The organism is Streptomyces sp. SGAir0957, from assembly GCF_043523415.1.
Genome location: NZ_CP027293.1, coordinates 2,672,063 through 2,689,926, shown reverse-complemented (window position 1 = coordinate 2,689,926; position 17,864 = coordinate 2,672,063). Strand labels below are relative to the sequence as shown.

Below are 17,864 nucleotides of genomic sequence, written 5' to 3'. Positions count from 1 at the left end.
TCCTTCTTTCTGGGGCCCGGGAGCCCCGGGGTGGGACTCAGCGGGCGGGCTGCTGCGCCAGGACGGCGAGGTGCATGGCCAGGAAGTTGATCTCGGACTCCGGCAGAGTCCGGCCGAGCGCCGCACGCGCGCGTGCGGCGACGAGCCGGGCGCGCGCCACGGCGTCGGGGTGGTCGGCGAGTTCGGCGGCGACCTGGTCGTCCGTGAGGAACTGCTCGATCGGAGCGCCGTCCACGAGCCGGGTGAGCGCCATCATGAGATGGCTGGTCAGCATCCCGGCGCTCTCCTCGGTGACGGTGTTCCCCTCGTTCTCGAGGGCCGCGAGCTCGGTGGTCACGAACTCGGCGACCTCGGGCCCGACCTGGCCGCCCTCCTGGAACAGCCGGATGCGGAGCGCTAGTTGGTCGTCCATGGGACCTCCCAAACGAGACAGTAACCGGGATTTTGGATTTTGAGCCGAAGGGAGAACCCCGGAGGCCGGGACCCGAGCGACTCGCGTCAGGACGTCAGTACGAGGGGACGCGCTCGCCCCGCACCACTTCGGACTGCAGTTGTGCCACCTGGGACAGGTCGAGGGCGTCACGCACCGCGGACAGTGCCTTCGCGCCCTCGGTCCTGCCGATGATCGCCGCGCTGGAGTTGCGCAGCGCCAGGTCGCGCGTGACCTCGTCGCCGAGCGGCAGGACGTCCACCTCCATGCCGAGCCGGCCCTGCACCTCGTCGAGGTTCCAGACGGTGGCGTCGGCCTGCTTCTGTGCGAACAGGTCGCGCAGCTGCATGTAGGACGACTCGACCCACTGGATGTCGTCGCGTCCGGCGAAGGCGCGCTCCGCCAGCATGCGCTGGTCCTCCGAGGCGTGGTCGACCGCGACGCGCAGGCCGGGGGAGTCCAGGGAGACCCCTTCCCGCACCAGGAAGCCGTGCGCGCCCACGTACGTGGCAGGGCCCAGGTCGGCGACGAGGGCCAGCTGGTCCTTGTGCTGCTCGACCAGGCCGTCGGCCGCGAAGCGCGACAGGACCACCAGGTCGACCTTGCCTTCGAGCAGGGCCGCCGTACGGTCTCCGGCGCCGCGCATGAAGGTGATGGCGAAAGGTGTCCCGGCGGCTTCGAAAGCGGCGCGCAGGCCCGTGGCCAGGCCCTCGTAGCGGCGTGAGTAGGGCAGCGGCATCGCGGCCAGCAGGGTGCCGAGGCCGGAGAGGCGCCAGAGTATGGCGCGGTCCGAGCGGACCAGGAAGGTCCCCAGATGGCCCCGGGCGGCGGTCGAGATGGCGCCGGCCTCCTCCAGGAGGCGCAATGCCGCCTGCACGGTCCCGTTCCCGCACCCCAGTTCCTGGGCGAAGTCCTTCACGCGCGGCAGCCGCGTCTCCACCTCGTGGCCCATCAGGAGGACCGCGAGCTGGCGCGCCGCAAGGCCGTTGCGCGTAAGGAAGCGCTCGTCGAAACCGTTCACGAACCAGACAGTAACCAGGATTCTGGATACTGGCAAGAGGTCCGGATCTGTGCGGTCATGGGCGCAGGATTCCACCGTCGCAGCGGGCAGGAGGAGAAGAGGCGTGGCGAACCCCGTACCCCCGCGCGACCGGACCGACCAGCCATGGCGCTCCGAAGGCGCGCCCCCGCCCCCGCCCCCGCAGTCGCCCAAGCGCAAGATGCCCGGCGGCTGGGGCGGCCTCGTCCTGACGGCCCTGATCGTCTACCTCATCGCCAACCTGGTGCTGTCGTTCTTCAACGAGGGCGACGAGCCGACCATCTCCTACACCGAGTTCAGCAAGCAGGTCGCCGACGACAATGTCACCAAGATCTACGCCAAGGGTGACGCGATCCAGGGCCAGCTCAAGAAGGAGCGGCCCACCCCGGACGACAGCGACGGCGGCAAGAAGAACTACACGAAGTTCACGACCCAAAGGCCCTCCTTCGCCGACGACGACCTCTGGGCCAACCTGGAGAAGCACAACGTCGTCGTGACGGCCGAACCGGTCGTCCAGGAGCGCAGCTTCCTTTCCAACCTGCTCATCTCGCTCGCCCCGATGCTGCTCCTGGTCTTCCTGTGGATCTTCATCGCGCGGCGCATGAGCCAGGGCATGGGCGGCGCGGGCGGCATGCTCGGCCGGAAACAGCCGCCCAAGCCGGTCGAACTGGAGGCCGGTAAAAAGCGCACCACCTTCGAGGACGTCGCAGGAATCGACGAGGTCGAGGGTGAGCTGAACGATGTCGTCGACTTCCTCAAGAACCCCGATGCCTACCGCAGGATGGGCGCCAAAATGCCCCGCGGCGTCCTCCTCGCCGGCCCGCCCGGCACCGGAAAGACGCTCCTCGCGCGCGCGGTGGCGGGCGAAGCGGGAGTGCCGTTCTTCTCCGCCTCGGCCTCGGAGTTCATCGAGATGATCGTCGGCGTCGGCGCCTCACGCGTGCGTGAGCTCTTCGCCGAGGCCCGCAAGGTCGCCCCGTCGATCATCTTCATCGACGAGATCGACACCATCGGCCGCGCGCGGGGCGGCGGCAGCGGCATGGGCGGCCATGACGAACGCGAGCAGACCCTGAACCAGATCCTCACCGAGATGGACGGCTTCACCGGCTCGGAAGGTGTCATCGTCATCGCCGCCACCAACCGCGCCGACGTCCTCGACCCCGCCCTCACCCGGCCCGGCCGCTTCGACCGCGTCGTCACCGTCTCACCACCCGACCGGGACGGCCGCGAGGCCATCCTCAAGATCCACTCGCGCGAGATCCCCCTCGCCCCCGACGTGGACCTCGCCCAGGTCGCCCGTACGACGCCGGGCATGACCGGCGCGGAACTCGCCAACCTCACCAACGAGGCCGCCCTCATCGCCGTCAAGCGCAAGCAGGACCAGGTCACGCAGACCGACCTCTCAGAGGCGCTGGAGAAGGTACAGCTCGGCGCCGAACGGCCCCTGGTGATGCCCGACGAGGAACGCCACCGCACCGCCTACCACGAGAGCGGCCACGCCCTCCTCGGCATGCTCCAGCCGGGAGCCGACCCCGTCCGCAAGATCACGATCGTGCCGCGCGGCAGGGCGCTCGGCGTCACGCTGTCCACCCCGGACGCCGACAAGTACGCGTACACGGAGGAGTACCTCCGCGGGCGCATCATCGGCGCCCTCGGCGGCATGGCGGCCGAACAGGTCGTCTACGGCGTCGTCACCACGGGAGCGGAGAACGACCTCGAACAGGTCACCAACATCGCCCGCGGCATGGTCGGCCGCTGGGGCATGAGCCAGAAGGTCGGCCGGCTGTCCGCTCTGCCGAACGACGCCCAGCAGGCGTACGGCCTCGCCGCCGCCCCCGACACACTCGACACGATCGACCGCGAGATGCGCCGCATCGTGGACGAGTGCTACCAGGAGGCGTGCGACACCCTGCGCGAGAACCGCGCCAGGCTGGACGCCCTCGCCGACGCCCTCCTCGAGAACGAGACCCTCGACGAGGCGGACGCCTACCGGGTCGCCGGAATCACCCGCCTCGTCAAGGACTGACGAACGGCGTACGGGCCGTACAGCTCAGGGCGTACGGGCGATCAGGTAACGGAAGACATTGGGCATCCACACGGTGCCGTCCTTGCGCACGTACGGCTGCAGCGCCTCCGTCACCTCCTTGTCCACCTGCGCCAGATCCGTCGCGCTCACCGCCGCGTCGAAGAGACCCGTGGACAGCAGGCCGCGCACCGCGCTCTCCGCGTCCGCGTACCCGAACGGGCACGCCACACGACCCGAGCCGTCGGGCCGCAGCCCCGCCCGCTGGGCCACCTCCTCCAGATCGTCCCGGAGCGCGGGACGCCACGTCCCCGTACCGCACAGCGGGTCGGAGAGCTTCGTGGCCACCCGCAGGACCGCCGACGAGGCACAACGCTCCGGCGGGCCCCAGCCGACGAGCACGACAGCGGCCCGCCGCTCCGTCAGCGGCGTGATGCGCTCCAGGAGGCTGGACAGACCCGCCGAGTCACCGGCCGTGCGGCCGATCGGCTGGAAGGCGGTGACGAGGTTGTAGGGAGGCTCGCCGGGCTCGGCCACGCTGATGCCGTCCTCGCCGCCGTCCGTGAGCCGCAGGGCGCGGGAGCCCGGCCCTTCCCCGGCGGCGGGCAGCAGCCGCTCGCGGGCGAGCGCGAGCCGTTCGGGTTCGGCGGGTTCGACGCCTGTCACGGCAGCGCCGCGCGAGGCGGCCATGAGCAGGGCGAGGCCGGTGCCGCAGTCGAGTCCGAGGAGCCGGGTGCCCGAGCCGACCTCGAGCCGCTCGTACACCGCTTCGTAGACGGGGACCAGCATGCGCTCCTGGATCTCCGACCAGTCACGCGCGCGTGCGCACAGGTCCACGCGCGGCGCGGGGTCCGCGTGGGAAAGGTGTCGCCGCACGAGCGTAGGTGTCATCGAAAGTGCCCCAATCCAACGAGAGATGCCGAGAGTTGTCGCTGTGGTGTGTGAACCGATTTCGCGCGCTGCTCGCTCTCCCCCCGTAAGCCAGAGAACTCCGCATCGTCCGTCACGTCTAGGGGGTGTCAGGCAGGCGTGCCGACAATGCCCGCGTGCTCCGTCGTGCGCCCCCCGGTCACGGCCGGAGGGGGAGCGCGGCAACCGGGCGAAAAGGATTCCCGTCCGCCAAGGCCCGCGCCGTAGCATGCGCGCCATGGCCAAAGCACCTGTTCTCACGCCCCGGGCGGAAGACTTTCCGCGCTGGTACCAGGACCTGATCTCCAAGGCCGAACTGGCCGACAACGGACCGGTGCGCGGCACAATGGTCATCCGACCGTACGGCTACGGCCTGTGGGAGCGGATGCAGCAGGACATGGACGCCCGCATCAAGGAAACGGGCACGCAGAACGCCTATTTCCCGCTTCTGATCCCGCAGTCCTATCTTGCCAGGGAGGCCGACCACGTCGAGGGTTTCGCACCCGAACTGGCCGTGGTCACGCACGGCGGCGGCAAGGAGCTCGAAGAGCCCGCCGTCGTCCGCCCCACCTCGGAAATGATCGTCAACGACTACTTCGCCAAGTGGATCCAGAGCTACAGGGACCTCCCCCTCCTCATCAACCAATGGGCCAACGTGGTGCGTTGGGAATTGCGCCCCCGCCTCTTCCTCCGGACGACGGAATTCCTCTGGCAGGAAGGCCACACGGCGCACGCGACATACGAGGGGGCGCGTGACTTCGCGGCACGCATCCACCAGCACGTTTACGCCGACTTCATGGAAAACGTGCTCGCGATGGATGTCGTCCTGGGCCGCAAGACGGCCAGGGAACGCTTCGCGGGCGCCATCAACACCCTCACGCTCGAGGGAATGATGGGCGACGGCAAGGCCCTCCAGATGGGCACCAGCCATGAGCTCGGCCAGAACTTCGCCAAGGCGTTCCACACCCAGTACCTGTCCAAGGAGGGCAAGCAGGAACTGGTCTGGCAGACGTCCTGGGGCTCGACCACCCGCATGATCGGCGCGCTGGTGATGATGCACGGCGACGACAACGGGCTGCGCGTGCCGCCCCGGCTCGCCCCCGTCCAGGCCGTGGTTCTCGCCATCAAGGGCGACGACTCCGTGATCGCCAAGGTGCGCGAGATCGGCGACGCCCTTCGAACGGCGGGCGTCCGGGTGCACGTCGACGACCGCACGGACATCCCCTTCGGCCGCCGCGCCGTCGACTGGGAGCTGAAAGGCGTCCCCCTGCGGATCGAGGTCGGCCCCTGCGACCTGGAGAACGGCACCGCCATGCTGGCCCGCCGCATCCCGGGCGGAAAGGAAGCCGTGAGTGTCGACGCCCTGGCCGGACTCGTCCCCGTCCTCCTCGAGGAGGACCAGGCGCTGCTCCTTGCCGAGTCACGCCGGCGCCGCGAGGAGCGCACGAGCGAGGCCGCGACCTTCGACGAAGCGGTCGAGGCGGCCCTGGCGGGCGGCTGGGCCCGCATCCCGTGGGCGGCTCTCGGCGAGGAGGGCGAGGCGGCCCTGGCCGAGCACGGAGTGTCCGTGCGCTGTCTGCTCGCCGCGGACGGGTCGGTGCCGGACGCGGACGACGCACCCGGTAACGTCGCGATCGTGGCGCGCGCCTACTGAGCTACCTTCAGCAGCGCGGAAGAGGCCGAAACGTCTCTTGCGCACCGGACCGATACGTACGCCCCGGCGCGAGCAGGCCACCTACGCGCCGGGGCGTACGCGTTGCTACGCACCACCTTGGTGCGAGCTGTGCGGCTTCTCCGCAGATCAGCGCACCCGCCCTCGTCCGGATACATGAGCGACGACTGACTGGTACGTGCAAAATATTTGGGATGCCCCGGAATAGGAACACAGAGGTACCCCGGCTCGTTGTCACGACGTGAGCACGACACCACCTGTTCTCGCCGCAGAGCTGGCAGGGGCGTGGGCCGACATTCAGCGGCACCACCCCGAACTGCCGGATCTCGCCGCGCCCGAATCCCTGATCGGGGAGTCGTCGTCCGCCTGCGGGCACGAGCTCTCCTTCGAGCGACTCCTCCATGAGGCAGTCCACGGCATCGCCGCCGCGCGCGGAATCCGCGACACCTCGCGCGCCGGCCGGTACCACAACCGCAGATTCCTGGCCATCGCCGAGGAGTTGGGCCTCGACCATCCCGAGGAGCCGCATCCCAGCAGCGGCTTCTCCCTGGTCACGCTCAACCCGGAGGCCAAGCAGCGCTACCGGCAGACGATCGAGCGGCTGCACCGCGCCCTCAAGGCGCACACCGTCGCGACCGCCGCCGACACCAAGCGCAGCTTCCGCGGCCCGGCCGCCCGGCACGGCTCCTCCGGAGGAGGCGTCCGCGTCAAGGCGGTCTGCGACTGCGGCCGCAATGTGCGCGTCGTACCGTCGGTCCTCGCCCAGGCGCCGATCATGTGCGGCGGCTGCGGCAAGCCGTTCCGCATCCCGGAGGTCGTCGGAGCCGCCGTGGGGTGAGCGCCCGGCGACTGGTGGGGACGGCCGGCGAGCACGCGGGGGAGGGTGCGGCCGTCCCGGCGAGGTGTGGCACAATGGCTAGCTGTACTCGACAGTCGCACAGGACCCCTCTCTCCTCCGGCTGACGCGTCCATCGGGCACTCGGGTACCGCAACCCCACGCGGCAATCTCGCCGTGCCCACCCACGTCAAGACCAGGAGACACCACTTCCGTGGCAGTCAAGATCAAGCTGAAGCGTCTGGGCAAGATCCGTTCGCCTCACTACCGCATCGTCGTCGCCGACTCCCGTACCCGCCGTGACGGCCGGGCCATCGAGGAGATCGGTCTGTACCACCCGGTGCAGAACCCGTCGCGCATCGAGGTCGACTCGGAGCGCGCGCAGTACTGGCTGAGCGTCGGCGCGCAGCCGACCGAGCCCGTCATGGCCATCCTGAAGCTCACCGGTGACTGGCAGAAGCACAAGGGTCTGCCCGCCCCCGAGCCGCTGAAGGTCGCCGAGCCGAAGCAGGCCCGCCCCTCCTTCGAGGCGCTCGCCACGGCCGACGAGCCCAAGGGTGAGGCCATCACCCAGAAGAAGAAGGCTGAGAAGAAGGACGAGGCCGCTGAGGCTGCGTCCGAGTCGACCGAGGCCTGAGCATGCTCGAGGAGGCTCTTGAGCACCTCGTGAAGGGCATTGTCGACAACCCCGACGATGTGCAGGTCGCCTCGCGCAATCTGCGTCGTGGGCGCGTGCTGGAGGTCCGGGTCCACCCCGACGACCTCGGCAAGGTGATCGGCCGTAACGGCCGCACCGCGCGCGCTCTGCGTACTGTCGTGGGCGCCATCGGCGGCCGCGGTGTCCGCGTCGACCTCGTCGACGTCGACCAGGCTCGCTGACAAAGTTGAACACCGGCTCGGGCCGGGGAGGGCTTACGAGCCGTCCCCGGCCCGTAGTCGTTTGACGGCCCCCCGGCCGTCCGACCGGCCCTTCGGCCGGTCCCCTTCGTACGACAGGCATGACAGGAGAGTCACCGACCGTGCAGTTGGTAGTCGGGCGCATCGGCCGCGCCCACGGCATCAAGGGTGAGGTCACCATCGAGGTGCGCACCGACGAGCCCGAGCTGCGGCTCGGCCCCGGCGCGGTGCTCGCCACCGACCCCGCCGCCACCGGACCGCTCACCATCGAGTCCGGCCGCGTCCACAGCGGCCGGCTGCTGCTGCGCTTCGCAGGCGTACGCGACAGGACCGGGGCGGAGGCGCTGCGCAACACGCTCCTGATCGCCGAGGTCGACCCGGAGGAGCTGCCGGAGGACCCGGACGAGTTCTACGACCACCAGCTCATGGACCTCGACGTCGTCACCGCCGACGGCACCGAGGTCGGCCGCATCACGGAGATCTCGCACCTGCCCTCGCAGGACCTGTTCATCGTGGAGCGGCCCGACGGCAGCGAGGTCATGATCCCGTTCGTCGAGGAGATCGTCACCGAGATCGACCTCGAGGAGCAGAAGGCGGTCATCACGCCGCCGCCCGGCCTCATCGACGACCGCGCGGAGATCGCCTCCAGCCGCGACGGCGACGCCGACGCCAGCGACGCCGAGCGTGCCGAGGACGAGTCCGCATGAGGCTCGACGTCGTCACGATCTTCCCCGAGTACCTCGACCCGCTGAACGTCTCGCTCGTCGGCAAGGCACGCGCGCGTGGCCAGCTCGACGTCCACCTGCACGACCTGCGGGAGTGGACGCACGACCGGCACAACACGGTCGACGACACCCCCTACGGCGGCGGCCCCGGCATGGTCATGAAGACCGAGCCCTGGGGCGAGGCGCTCGACGACGTCCTGGCGGACGGGTACGAGAACGGGGCGCAGGGGCCCGTCCTGGTCGTCCCGACGCCCAGCGGGCGCCCCTTCACCCAGGAACTCGCCGTGGAGCTCTCCGAGCGCCCCTGGCTGGTCTTCACGCCCGCGCGCTACGAGGGCATCGACCGCCGCGTCATCGACGAGTACGCGACCCGTATGCCCGTCTACGAGGTCTCCATCGGCGACTACGTCCTCGCGGGCGGAGAAGCCGCCGTGCTGGTGATCACGGAGGCGGTCGCCCGCCTGCTGCCCGGTGTGCTCGGCAACGCAGCCTCGCACCAGGACGACTCGTTCGCGCCGGGCGCCATGGCCAACCTCCTCGAAGGGCCGGTCTACACCAAGCCGCCCGAGTGGCGCGGCCGGGACATCCCGGACGTGCTGCTCAGCGGCCACCACGGCAAGATCGCGCGCTGGCGCAGGGACGAGGCGCTGCGCCGTACCGTGCGCAACCGGCCCGACCTTGTCGAGCGCACGGACCCGAAGGCCTTCGACAAGAAGGACCGGGAGATGCTCTCGATCCTCGGGTGGCGGCCGGGACCCGACGGGCGATTTGGGCCAACGCCCGAGGCCGTGGAAGAATAGGCCGCTGCTGTACGTCCAGCCGGCGCCCCTGCCACAGGGGGAACGACGTCAGGCCCGACGCGATCAGCTACCGAAACTCATCGCATACCTCCCGCCGATGACCTGTGGCATCGGTGAAGAAAGCAGACGATCATGTCTCACCTGCTCGACTCCGTCGACGCCGCGTCGCTCCGCAGCGACCTCCCGGCCTTCCGCCCGGGTGACACCGTCAACGTCCACGTCCGCGTCATCGAGGGCAACCGCTCCCGTGTGCAGCAGTTCAAGGGCGTAGTCATCCGCCGCCAGGGCGCCGGTGTCCGCGAGACCTTCACGGTCCGCAAGGTCTCCTTCTCCGTCGGCGTCGAGCGCACCTTCCCGGTGCACACGCCGATCGTCGAGAAGATCGAGCTCGTCACCAGGGGTGACGTGCGCCGCGCCAAGCTGTACTACCTCCGTGAGCTGCGCGGCAAGGCCGCCAAGATCAAGGAGAAGCGCGAGAACTGATCTCGCGCCGCGGGAGCACCTCTCGCGGACGGCGTCACAGCGTGGCCGGATACCATCCGGTCTCGATGGACACCGAAGCACAGCCTGTGGAGCGCGACCGCTCCTCCCAGCCCTCGAAGGACACCTCGGCGGGCGAGGAGGACCGGTCGCGCTCCTCTTTGCTGTCCGGGCTCGCCGCATGGCTGCCCGGCGGCCGCGTCACCCTCACACTCCTGACGTGCGTCGCGTTCATGCTGGCCGTCAGCGTCTTCGTGATGCAGCCCTTCCAGATCCCCAGCAGCTCCATGGAGAGCACGTTGAGGGTCGGGGACCGCGTTCTCGTAAACAAGTTGGCGTACCGTTTCGGTGCCGAACCCGGCCGCGGGGACGTGGTCGTGTTCGACGGCAGCGGGTACTTCGGGAATGCCGACTACGTCAAGCGCGTCGTCGGGGTGGGGGGCGACCATGTGGTCTGCTGCGACAGCAAGGGGAGTATCGAGGTGAACGGGCGGTCCGTGGACGAGCGCTCCCTGCTGCACGCGGGGGACGCCGCTTCGGAGGTGCCGTTCGACATCAAGGTGCCCGAGGGCACCCTCTTCCTGCTCGGCGACCATCGCGGCGACTCCCGGGACTCGCGTGACTACCTCGGCGCCCCGGGCGGCGGCTTCGTCCCCGTCGACCAGGTGATCGGCAAGGCACAGTGGATCGCCTGGCCCTTCGGGCACTGGCGGTCCTTGTCGCGGACGGACGTCTACGCGCGCGTGCCCGCGCCTGGCGGTGCCCATGGGTAGGCGCGGCAAGGCCCGCGACGGCCATGGCCCTGGCGAGCAGCTGCCCACGGGAAGCCGGCCCACCAGCGGCCAGCCGCCGCGCGGCAGGGCGGAGCGGCGCAGACTCGCCCGCAAGGTGAAGCGGCGCAGAAGGCGCTCCGCGATCAAGGAGATACCGCTCCTCATAGGCGTGGCCCTGCTCATCGCCCTTGTCCTGAAGACATTCCTCGTGCAGGCCTTCGTCATCCCGTCGGGCTCCATGGAGCAGACGATCAAGATCGGTGACCGGGTCGTCGTGGACAAACTCACGCCCTGGTTCGGCGCGAAGGTGCACCGCGGTGACGTGGTCGTCTTCCGGGACCCCGGGAAGTGGCTGGAGCAGGAGACCGGCCCGGCGGAGGAGGCCCCGGTCGGGATCAAGCAGATCAAGACCGGCCTGACCTGGATCGGGCTGCTGCCCTCCGACGACGAGCGCGACCTGATCAAGCGGGTCGTCGGCGTCGGCGGCGACACCGTGAAGTGCTGCGACGCGCAGGGCCGGGTCACGGTCAACGGCGTCCCGCTGAACGAGGCCGCGTACATCCACCCGGGCAATGCCCCCTCCAAGTTCACTTTTTCGGTAAAGGTCCCGCAAGGGCGGCTGTTCGTGATGGGCGACCACCGGGCGAACTCCGCGGACTCGCGCTTCCATCTCACGGAGGCGTTCAACGGCACGGTCTCCGAGGAATCCGTGGTGGGCCGCGCACGGTGGATCGTGTGGCCCGTGGGGCACTGGTCGGGGCTCGATGAGCCGGACACGTTCGCGGCGGTGGCCGACGCGCATGGCGACGGGTCGGCAGCGGCCGCCGGTACGTCACATAGGCTGGACCTCGCGACCAGCGCCGTACCGGGTTCGACACCATCGAGAACATCGAATTCGGACGGATTGATCCCCCTCCCGACCCCTGCGGAACTCCCGCTCGTTATGGGAATGGTGGGCCTGCATCGCGTAGGGATCAGGCAGCGGCACGGAGTGAGGAGTGGATGTGGGGGACTTGGCGGTCGGCGCACGGTCAGGGCATGGACCCGAGGAGCAGCCCGGGCGATCCGACGACGCGGCGAGTCCGGCCGTGACGGACCGCGTTCCCGAGGACGGTGACGCGATGGAACCGGCACCCGCGGACGGGCCGGGATCCGGCAGCGACGAGGTCGCGAGCAAGCAGAAGAAGCCCCGCTCCTTCTGGAAGGAGCTGCCGCTCCTCATCGTCATCGCGCTCGTCCTCGCCCTGGTGATCAAGACGTTCCTGGTCCAGGCGTTCTCGATCCCCTCGGCCTCGATGGAGAACACGCTGCAGATCGGCGACCGGGTGCTCGTCGACAAGCTGACCCCGTGGTTCGGCTCGGAGCCGGAGCGCGGCGAGGTCATCGTCTTCCACGACCCGGACAAGTGGCTGGAGGGCGAGCCGACGGCGGAGCCGAACGCGGTGCAGCAGGTCCTCAGCTGGGTCGGCCTGATGCCGTCCGCGGACGAGAAGGACCTCATCAAGCGCGTCGTCGGCGTCGGAGGCGACACCGTCGAGTGCAACGGCACGGCGCCGCTCAGGGTGAACGGCAAGGCGCTCAGCGAGCCGTACGTGTACGCGGGCAACACCCCGTGCAGCGCGGACAACGCGGGCGGAACGTTCAAGGTGAAGGTTCCTGAGGGCAAAGTTTGGGTCATGGGCGATCACCGCCAGGACTCGATGGACTCCCGGTACCACCAGAGCGACAAGAACCAGGGCTTCGTCCCGGTGGACAACGTCGTGGGCCGGGCCATCGTCGTCGCCTGGCCGCCCACGCACTGGTCGACGCTGCCGGTGCCGGACACCTTCGACCAGCCGGGCATCAACACGGCGGCGAGCGTGGCTCCCGGCGCGCTGGGCCTCGCGGGCGCGGTGCCGCTGGTCCTGCTGCGCCGCCGCAAGATCAACAAGCGCCTCACCGAGGGGAAGACCAGGGTTTCTGGGACCGGTACCGCCGGGTAGGGTGCCGTCCCAGATCGCCGATCTTCGGAGGTCCGTGCCGTTCGGGCCGGGCCGCGCGGGTCGAATTCTCCGACGCGGGGAGCAACTGGGATGAGCGGGACACGTCGTACGAGCGAGGGCCACGGCCGGGCCGGCAGCACGCTGTCGGGCATAGCCGTGGCCCTCGGCTGTGTGCTGTTCCTCGGCGGATTCGTCTGGGGCGCGTTCGTCTACCAGCCCTACACGGTGCCCACCGACTCCATGTCGCCGACGATCGGCGCGGGCGACCGGGTCCTCGCGCAGCGCGTCGACGGCAGCGAGATCAAGCGCGGTGACGTCGTCGTCTTCCAGACCAAGAGCTGGGGCGACATGCCACTGGTCAAGCGTGTCGTCGGGATCGGCGGCGACCGGGTGGCCTGCTGCACGGACGGCAAGCTGACGGTGAACGGCAAGAAGATCGAAGAACCGTATCTGCAGGGCGGTCAGAGCGCCTCGATCACCGGCATCAAGTCCACGACCGTCCCCGCCGGACGTCTCTTCTTCCTCGGTGACGAGCGCAGCGGCTCCCTGGACTCCACCGTCCACCTCGACGACATCCAGCACGGTTCGGTGGCCCGTGACGCCGTGAAGGGCCGCGTCGACGCGGTGGCCTGGCCCATGGACGGCATGCTGCCCACGCCGACCGGCTTCGAGGAGCTGCCCGGCGGGATCTCGCAGCCGGGGCCGCTCAAACTGATGCTGACCGCGGTGGTCGTCGGCGCCTTCCTCGTCCTCGCCGGAGCGGCCTACGGCCCGATCGCCCAGCGCACGCGACGCTCGCGTACCAGGTCCGCGGAGCCGGCCCGTGCCTGAGCTCGGGAGCGAACTGCGCAAGGTCGCCCGCGTCGTGCTGCTCGACCAGGAGGACCGCGTCCTACTGCTCCACGGGCACGAGCCGGACGACCGGACCGACGCCTGGTGGTTCACGCCGGGAGGCGGCGTGGAGGGCGACGAGACCCGGGAACAGGCGGCACTGCGGGAGCTGGCCGAGGAGACCGGCATCACGGACGTGCGGCTGGGGCCCGTGCTGTGGCAGCGGACCTGCTCGTTCCCGTTCGACGGGCGCCGCTGGGACCAGGACGAGTGGTACTTCCTCGCGCGGACGACCGCCACGGCCGACGTACGGCCTGAGCTGCACGGGACGGGCCTGACCGACCTGGAACGACGCAGCGTCGCCGGAGCGCGCTGGTGGACGTACCAGGAGTTGGCCGACGCGCATGAGACGGTGTATCCGACCAGACTCGCCGAACTGCTGAACCGGTTGTTCGACGACGGTCCCCCGAGCCGGCCGCTCGTCCTGGACACGGAAATCGTCTAGGGGTTGCAGGGGCTGGCGCACAATAGGGGGACGCACGGCTGAAGGGGAACATGCCATGAGCGCCGAGGACCTCGAGAAGTACGAGACCGAGATGGAGCTGAAGCTCTACCGGGAGTACCGCGACGTCGTCGGTCTGTTCAAATACGTGATCGAGACCGAGCGGCGTTTCTACCTCACCAACGACTACGAGATGCAGGTGCACTCGGTTCAGGGTGAGGTGTTTTTCGAGGTGTCGATGGCGGACGCGTGGGTCTGGGACATGTACCGGCCCGCGCGGTTCGTGAAGCAAGTACGGGTGCTCACGTTCAAGGACGTGAACATCGAGGAGCTCAACAAGAGTGATCTGGAGCTTCCCGGGAGCTGATGCCCCTGACGGGTGACGCGGTTTTCCACAACCCCTGAGTAGTTCACCAAGATCCACTTCCTTCTGATCCGTGCGTCAGCGTGGGTGTCGGAGGTGGTGCCGACGTGAACGCACGGGGCGCGATGGGAAAGTACGGCGAGGACCTGGCCGCGAGGCGGCTGACCGAAGCCGGGATGACGGTGCTCGCGCGGAACTGGCGCGCGGGGCGGACGGGCGAACTGGACATCGTGGCGCGCGACGGCGACGCGATCGTCGTGTGCGAGGTCAAGACCCGCAGGGGCCGCGGCGCGGCAGGTGGCGCCTTCGAGCACCCCATGGCCGCGATCACCCCGCTGAAGGCCCGGCGCCTGCGCGACCTCGCGGAGCGCTGGGTGCAGGAGCACGGGGGAGCGCCACCGGGCGGCGTCCGTATCGACGTGGTCGGGGTGGTGCTCCAGGAGCGCGGCGCTCCGTGCGTCGAGCACGTGCGGGGGGTGACCTGATGGGTTTCGCGCGTACGTGTTCCGTGGCCCTGGTGGGTGTCGAGGGCGTCGTCGTCGAGGTGCAGGCGGACCTGGAGCCGGGCATCGCCGCGTTCACGCTGGTGGGCCTGCCCGACAAGAGCCTCATCGAGAGCCGGGACCGGGTGCGGGCCGCGGTCGTCAACTCCGGCGCGGACTGGCCGCAGAAAAAGCTCACTGTGGGGCTCAGCCCGGCGTCCGTGCCGAAGGGCGGGTCGGGGTTCGACCTCGCCGTCGCGTGCGCCGTGCTCGGTGCCGCCGAACGGATCGACCCGCGGGTCCTCGCCGACATCGTGATGATCGGGGAGCTGGGGCTCGACGGGCGGGTGCGACCGGTGCGCGGCGTCCTGCCGGCCGTCCTCGCCGCGGCCGATGCCGGGTACGAGCAGGTGGTGGTCCCCGAGTGCACGGCGGGCGAGGCGACGTTGGTGCCGGGCGTCTCCGTGCTGGGGGTCCGCAGCCTGCGCCAGCTCATCGCCGTGCTCACCGACGAACCCGTGCCGGACGAGGAACCGGAGGAGCGCGGCCGTCCCGATCCGCTGCTCTCCGGCCTCAGCATGCCCGGGGGCGGCGCGGGCACGGGGCTCGGCGGGCCCTTCGCGGACGGGCACGGGCTCGACCTGTCCGATGTTGTGGGCCAGCGGTCGGCACGCACCGCGATCGAGGTCGCCGCCGCGGGCGGGCACCACCTCATGCTTTCCGGCCCGCCCGGCGCCGGAAAGACGATGCTCGCCGAGCGGCTGCCGGCCGTCCTGCCGCCGCTCACCCGCGGGGAGTCCCTGGAGGTCACCGCGATCCACTCGGTGGCCGGCATGCTGCCCGCGGGCAAGTCGATGATCGACACCGCGCCGTACTGCGCCCCGCACCACTCGGCCACCATGCAGTCCCTCGTCGGCGGTGGGCCCGGGGTGGCACGCCCGGGAGCGGTGTCCTTGTCACACAGAGGGGTGTTGTTTCTTGACGAGGCGCCCGAGTTCAGCGGCAAGGCGCTCGACGCCCTGCGCCAGCCGCTCGAGGCCGGGCACGTGGTGATCGCCCGCAGCGCCGGCGTGGTGCGGCTTCCCGCGCGCTTCCTGATGGTGCTGGCCGCCAACCCCTGTCCTTGTGGGCAGTACCGGGCCCTGGGCGGTGAGTGCGACTGCCCGGCCGCCACCGTGCGGCGCTATCAGGCGCGGCTCTCCGGGCCGCTCCTCGACCGGGTCGACCTGCGGGTCGAGGTGGACGCCGTCACCCGCAACGAACTGTCCGGGTACGCGCCGGGTGGGGAAAGCACCCAGGTCGTCGCCGACCGGGTGCGGACGGCCCGGGAGCGGGCGGCGACGCGGCTCGCGGACACGCCGTGGCGGACCAACAGCGAAGTGCCGGGGCACGCCCTGCGCACGAGGTGGCCCGCCGCGCCCGGCGCCCTGGACGAGGCCGAGCTGGACCTGGAGCGCGGCTTCCTCACCGCCCGCGGCCTGGACCGGGTCCTGCGGGTGGCCTGGACCGTGGCCGACCTCGCGGGGCGCGACCGGCCCTTCGCCCAGGACGTGGCGCTCGCCCTGCAACTGCGGACCGGGATCTCGCGCGGCGTCCCCATGATGATCGGCGTGGGCTCATGACGGCCCCGAGCGCGCCCGAGGAGGTGCGCCTCGCGCGGGCCCGGCTGACCCGCATCGTCGAACCCGGCTGGGAGGTGGCGGGGCGCTGGCTGAAGGAGTTCGGGCCGGTGGAGACGGTGCGGCGGATCGACGAGGCCGAGGAGGGAGCGGGCGACCCGCCGTCGCTGCCCGGGGTGAGGGCGGAGCGCTGGGCCGGGCTGGTCGCGCGGGCCCGCGCGGCGCCGCCCCCGGAGCGTGACCTGGCGCGCGTGGCGGGGTGCGGGGCGCGGTTCGTGTGCCCGGGGGACGCGGAGTGGCCCGGACAGCTGGACGACCTGGGGGACGAGCGGCCGGTCGGGCTGTGGGTGCGCGGCGGCGCCAGTCTGCGGATGTGGGCGCTGCGATCGGCGGCCGTGGTCGGCGCGCGGGCCTGCACGGACTACGGCGTACGGATGGGCGCGAGCCTCGGGGCGGGCCTGGCCGAGCGCGGCTGGGTCGTCGTCTCCGGGGGCGCCTACGGGGTCGACGCGGCGGCGCACCGGGGAGCGCTCGGTGCCTCGGGGGCCACCGTCGCGGTCCTGGCCTGCGGGGTCGACCGTGTCTATCCGCGCGGGCACACGCAGTTGATCGACAGGATCGCGGAACAGGGGCTCGTCGTCGCCGAGTTGCCACCCGGGGACCATCCGACACCGAGCCGCTTCATCCTGCGCAACAGAGTCATCGCCGCGTTGACGCGGGGCACGGTCGTCGTGGAGGCGGCCTACCGCAGCGGGGCGCTGGGCACGGCCCGTTGGGCGCTGCGGCTCGGCCGCCATGCGATGGGGGTGCCGGGGCCGGTGACCAGCGGTGTCTCCAGCGGGGTGCACGAACTGCTGCGCAAGGAGGGCGTCCTCGTGACCGACGCCGCGGAAGTGATCGAGCTGATCGGCGACATGGGGGAGCTGGCGCCCGAGCGGTGCGGTCCCGTGCTGCCGCGGGATCTGCTGCCACCGGCGACAGCGCGGGTGCTCGCCGCGCTGCCCGCATGGGGAACGCACACCGTCGCGGAGATCAGCAGGGAGGCCGAAGCCGGCGCCGACGACACGATCGGGAGACTGTACGAACTGCGCTCTTTGGGGTTCGTCGAACGACTGGGCGACGGCTGGCAGTTGACACGCCAGGCGAACCGCCCGGTGTTTCCGGACGGAGGCAGGCCCTGACTCTCTCCTGACGCAGCGTATTGCGCCGTCCGGATGACGCCCCGACGACCGTGGCAGCACCGGCAGTTGGCGATGCGCCCCGGTTACGGACGGCAACCGGAGGGATCGCGCAAGTCCCCCAACGGAACGTATCTGCGCGCGTACGAACCCATACCCTTCGCACACTGCGACACTTCAGTCACGCTACGCTCACCAGGATTCGGGTTCGTCCCCCTCAATGCGGAATCAGGCAGGCGGTTCGGCACCAGTCACCATCAGACGGGCATCACTCCATCTTCACCAGCAAAGCGACCCCAGCGACCTCAGCGATCCCAGCGACC

At 70.4% G+C, this 17,864-nt stretch carries 20 protein-coding genes; 17 read left to right on the top strand and 3 right to left on the bottom strand.

From position 1 onward, the window contains the following. Positions 1-37: 37 nt before the first annotated feature. Together C1N81_RS16920 and yhfZ are read right to left on the bottom strand one after the other, a co-directional pair. Positions 38-412, bottom strand: a complete 375-nt coding sequence (locus C1N81_RS16920; protein WP_394429967.1) for a PRD domain-containing protein — start codon at positions 410-412, stop codon at positions 38-40. 94 nt (positions 413-506) lie between these two features. Beyond that, on the bottom strand, positions 507-1,451 hold the full coding sequence (gene yhfZ / locus C1N81_RS16915) for a GntR family transcriptional regulator YhfZ (RefSeq protein ID WP_394429965.1): 945 nt from the start codon (positions 1,449-1,451) through the stop codon (positions 507-509). Between the two features lie 103 nt (positions 1,452-1,554). On the opposite strand from yhfZ, the gene ftsH reads away from it, so the two are divergent. Then, entirely contained in the window at positions 1,555-3,495 is a 1,941-nt protein-coding gene (gene ftsH, locus C1N81_RS16910; protein ID WP_394429963.1) for an ATP-dependent zinc metalloprotease FtsH, read from the top strand. A gap of 24 nt (positions 3,496-3,519) precedes the next feature. Here ftsH and C1N81_RS16905 read toward each other — a convergent pair whose 3' ends face one another. Continuing rightward, positions 3,520-4,383: a class I SAM-dependent methyltransferase gene (locus C1N81_RS16905; RefSeq protein WP_394429961.1), complete on the bottom strand. Its 864-nt coding sequence runs from the start codon at positions 4,381-4,383 to the stop codon at positions 3,520-3,522. Between the two features lie 256 nt (positions 4,384-4,639). On the opposite strand from C1N81_RS16905, the gene proS reads away from it, so the two are divergent. The 16 genes from proS to dprA all read left to right on the top strand — a co-directional run bounded on the left by proS (position 4,640) and on the right by dprA (position 17,544). After that, positions 4,640-6,055, top strand: a complete 1,416-nt coding sequence (gene proS, locus C1N81_RS16900; protein WP_394429959.1) for a proline--tRNA ligase — start codon at positions 4,640-4,642, stop codon at positions 6,053-6,055. 259 nt (positions 6,056-6,314) lie between these two features. Continuing rightward, positions 6,315-6,911, top strand: coding sequence for a hypothetical protein (locus tag C1N81_RS16895; RefSeq protein WP_361064993.1), 597 nt, complete (start codon positions 6,315-6,317; stop codon positions 6,909-6,911). Positions 6,912-7,122: 211 nt separating this feature from the next. Further along, a complete protein-coding gene (gene rpsP / locus C1N81_RS16890) occupies positions 7,123-7,545 on the top strand; it encodes a 30S ribosomal protein S16 (protein WP_394429957.1) in 423 nt (140 codons plus the stop codon). 2 nt (positions 7,546-7,547) lie between these two features. After that, the gene (locus C1N81_RS16885; protein WP_324767399.1) at positions 7,548-7,787 is read left to right on the top strand and encodes an RNA-binding protein; all 240 of its coding nucleotides are present in this window, start codon (positions 7,548-7,550) and stop codon (positions 7,785-7,787) included. Between the two features lie 140 nt (positions 7,788-7,927). Continuing rightward, positions 7,928-8,512 (top strand): ribosome maturation factor RimM, encoded by a 585-nt coding sequence (gene rimM, locus C1N81_RS16880; protein ID WP_394429955.1) that lies wholly within the window; start codon positions 7,928-7,930, stop codon positions 8,510-8,512. After that, a complete protein-coding gene (gene trmD / locus C1N81_RS16875; RefSeq protein ID WP_394429953.1) occupies positions 8,509-9,330 on the top strand; it encodes a tRNA (guanosine(37)-N1)-methyltransferase TrmD in 822 nt (273 codons plus the stop codon). Before rimM ends, trmD begins: the two co-directional genes overlap by 4 nt. A 132-nt stretch (positions 9,331-9,462) precedes the next feature. Further along, a complete protein-coding gene (gene rplS, locus C1N81_RS16870; protein ID WP_361064980.1) occupies positions 9,463-9,813 on the top strand; it encodes a 50S ribosomal protein L19 in 351 nt (116 codons plus the stop codon). A 65-nt stretch (positions 9,814-9,878) separates the two neighbouring features. Next, a complete protein-coding gene (gene lepB, locus C1N81_RS16865) occupies positions 9,879-10,583 on the top strand; it encodes a signal peptidase I (protein ID WP_394429951.1) in 705 nt (234 codons plus the stop codon). Then, on the top strand, positions 10,576-11,700 hold the full coding sequence (gene lepB / locus C1N81_RS16860; RefSeq protein ID WP_394429949.1) for a signal peptidase I: 1,125 nt from the start codon (positions 10,576-10,578) through the stop codon (positions 11,698-11,700). The genes lepB (C1N81_RS16865) and lepB (C1N81_RS16860) overlap by 8 nt, the downstream gene beginning before the upstream one ends. Then, positions 11,588-12,565 carry a signal peptidase I gene (gene lepB / locus C1N81_RS16855; protein ID WP_394429947.1) on the top strand — a complete coding sequence of 326 codons (978 nt, stop codon included), beginning with the start codon at positions 11,588-11,590 and terminating at the stop codon, positions 12,563-12,565. The genes lepB (C1N81_RS16860) and lepB (C1N81_RS16855) overlap by 113 nt, the downstream gene beginning before the upstream one ends. 90 nt (positions 12,566-12,655) lie before the next feature. Next, on the top strand, positions 12,656-13,396 hold the full coding sequence (gene lepB / locus C1N81_RS16850; RefSeq protein ID WP_394429945.1) for a signal peptidase I: 741 nt from the start codon (positions 12,656-12,658) through the stop codon (positions 13,394-13,396). Then, positions 13,389-13,901, top strand: a complete 513-nt coding sequence (locus C1N81_RS16845; RefSeq protein WP_394429943.1) for an NUDIX hydrolase — start codon at positions 13,389-13,391, stop codon at positions 13,899-13,901. The genes lepB (C1N81_RS16850) and C1N81_RS16845 overlap by 8 nt, the downstream gene beginning before the upstream one ends. 55 nt (positions 13,902-13,956) lie before the next feature. Continuing rightward, positions 13,957-14,265, top strand: a complete 309-nt coding sequence (locus tag C1N81_RS16840; RefSeq protein WP_005311352.1) for a DUF2469 domain-containing protein — start codon at positions 13,957-13,959, stop codon at positions 14,263-14,265. 104 nt (positions 14,266-14,369) lie between these two features. Further along, a complete protein-coding gene (locus tag C1N81_RS16835) occupies positions 14,370-14,747 on the top strand; it encodes a YraN family protein (protein WP_394429939.1) in 378 nt (125 codons plus the stop codon). Next, a complete protein-coding gene (locus C1N81_RS16830) occupies positions 14,747-16,366 on the top strand; it encodes a YifB family Mg chelatase-like AAA ATPase (RefSeq protein WP_394429937.1) in 1,620 nt (539 codons plus the stop codon). Before C1N81_RS16835 ends, C1N81_RS16830 begins: the two co-directional genes overlap by 1 nt. Continuing rightward, entirely contained in the window at positions 16,363-17,544 is a 1,182-nt protein-coding gene (dprA, locus tag C1N81_RS16825; RefSeq protein ID WP_394429935.1) for a DNA-processing protein DprA, read from the top strand. Before C1N81_RS16830 ends, dprA begins: the two co-directional genes overlap by 4 nt. Positions 17,545-17,864 lie beyond the last annotated feature (320 nt).

What these genes read in the sequence shown, in the direction of transcription:
- lepB (WP_394429945.1), top strand. Translation starts at nt 12,656, where the DNA reads ATGAGCGGGACACGTCGTACGAGCGAGGGCCACGGCCGGGCCGGCAGC.
- lepB (WP_394429951.1), top strand. Translation starts at nt 9,879, where the DNA reads ATGGACACCGAAGCACAGCCTGTGGAGCGCGACCGCTCCTCCCAGCCC.
- C1N81_RS16840 (WP_005311352.1), top strand. Translation starts at nt 13,957, where the DNA reads ATGAGCGCCGAGGACCTCGAGAAGTACGAGACCGAGATGGAGCTGAAG.
- proS (WP_394429959.1), top strand. Translation starts at nt 4,640, where the DNA reads ATGGCCAAAGCACCTGTTCTCACGCCCCGGGCGGAAGACTTTCCGCGC.
- lepB (WP_394429949.1), top strand. Translation starts at nt 10,576, where the DNA reads ATGGGTAGGCGCGGCAAGGCCCGCGACGGCCATGGCCCTGGCGAGCAG.
- C1N81_RS16885 (WP_324767399.1), top strand. Translation starts at nt 7,548, where the DNA reads ATGCTCGAGGAGGCTCTTGAGCACCTCGTGAAGGGCATTGTCGACAAC.
- C1N81_RS16905 (WP_394429961.1), bottom strand. Translation starts at nt 4,383, where the DNA reads ATGACACCTACGCTCGTGCGGCGACACCTTTCCCACGCGGACCCCGCG.
- C1N81_RS16830 (WP_394429937.1), top strand. Translation starts at nt 14,747, where the DNA reads ATGGGTTTCGCGCGTACGTGTTCCGTGGCCCTGGTGGGTGTCGAGGGC.
- C1N81_RS16920 (WP_394429967.1), bottom strand. Translation starts at nt 412, where the DNA reads ATGGACGACCAACTAGCGCTCCGCATCCGGCTGTTCCAGGAGGGCGGC.
- dprA (WP_394429935.1), top strand. Translation starts at nt 16,363, where the DNA reads ATGACGGCCCCGAGCGCGCCCGAGGAGGTGCGCCTCGCGCGGGCCCGG.
- rplS (WP_361064980.1), top strand. Translation starts at nt 9,463, where the DNA reads ATGTCTCACCTGCTCGACTCCGTCGACGCCGCGTCGCTCCGCAGCGAC.
- trmD (WP_394429953.1), top strand. Translation starts at nt 8,509, where the DNA reads ATGAGGCTCGACGTCGTCACGATCTTCCCCGAGTACCTCGACCCGCTG.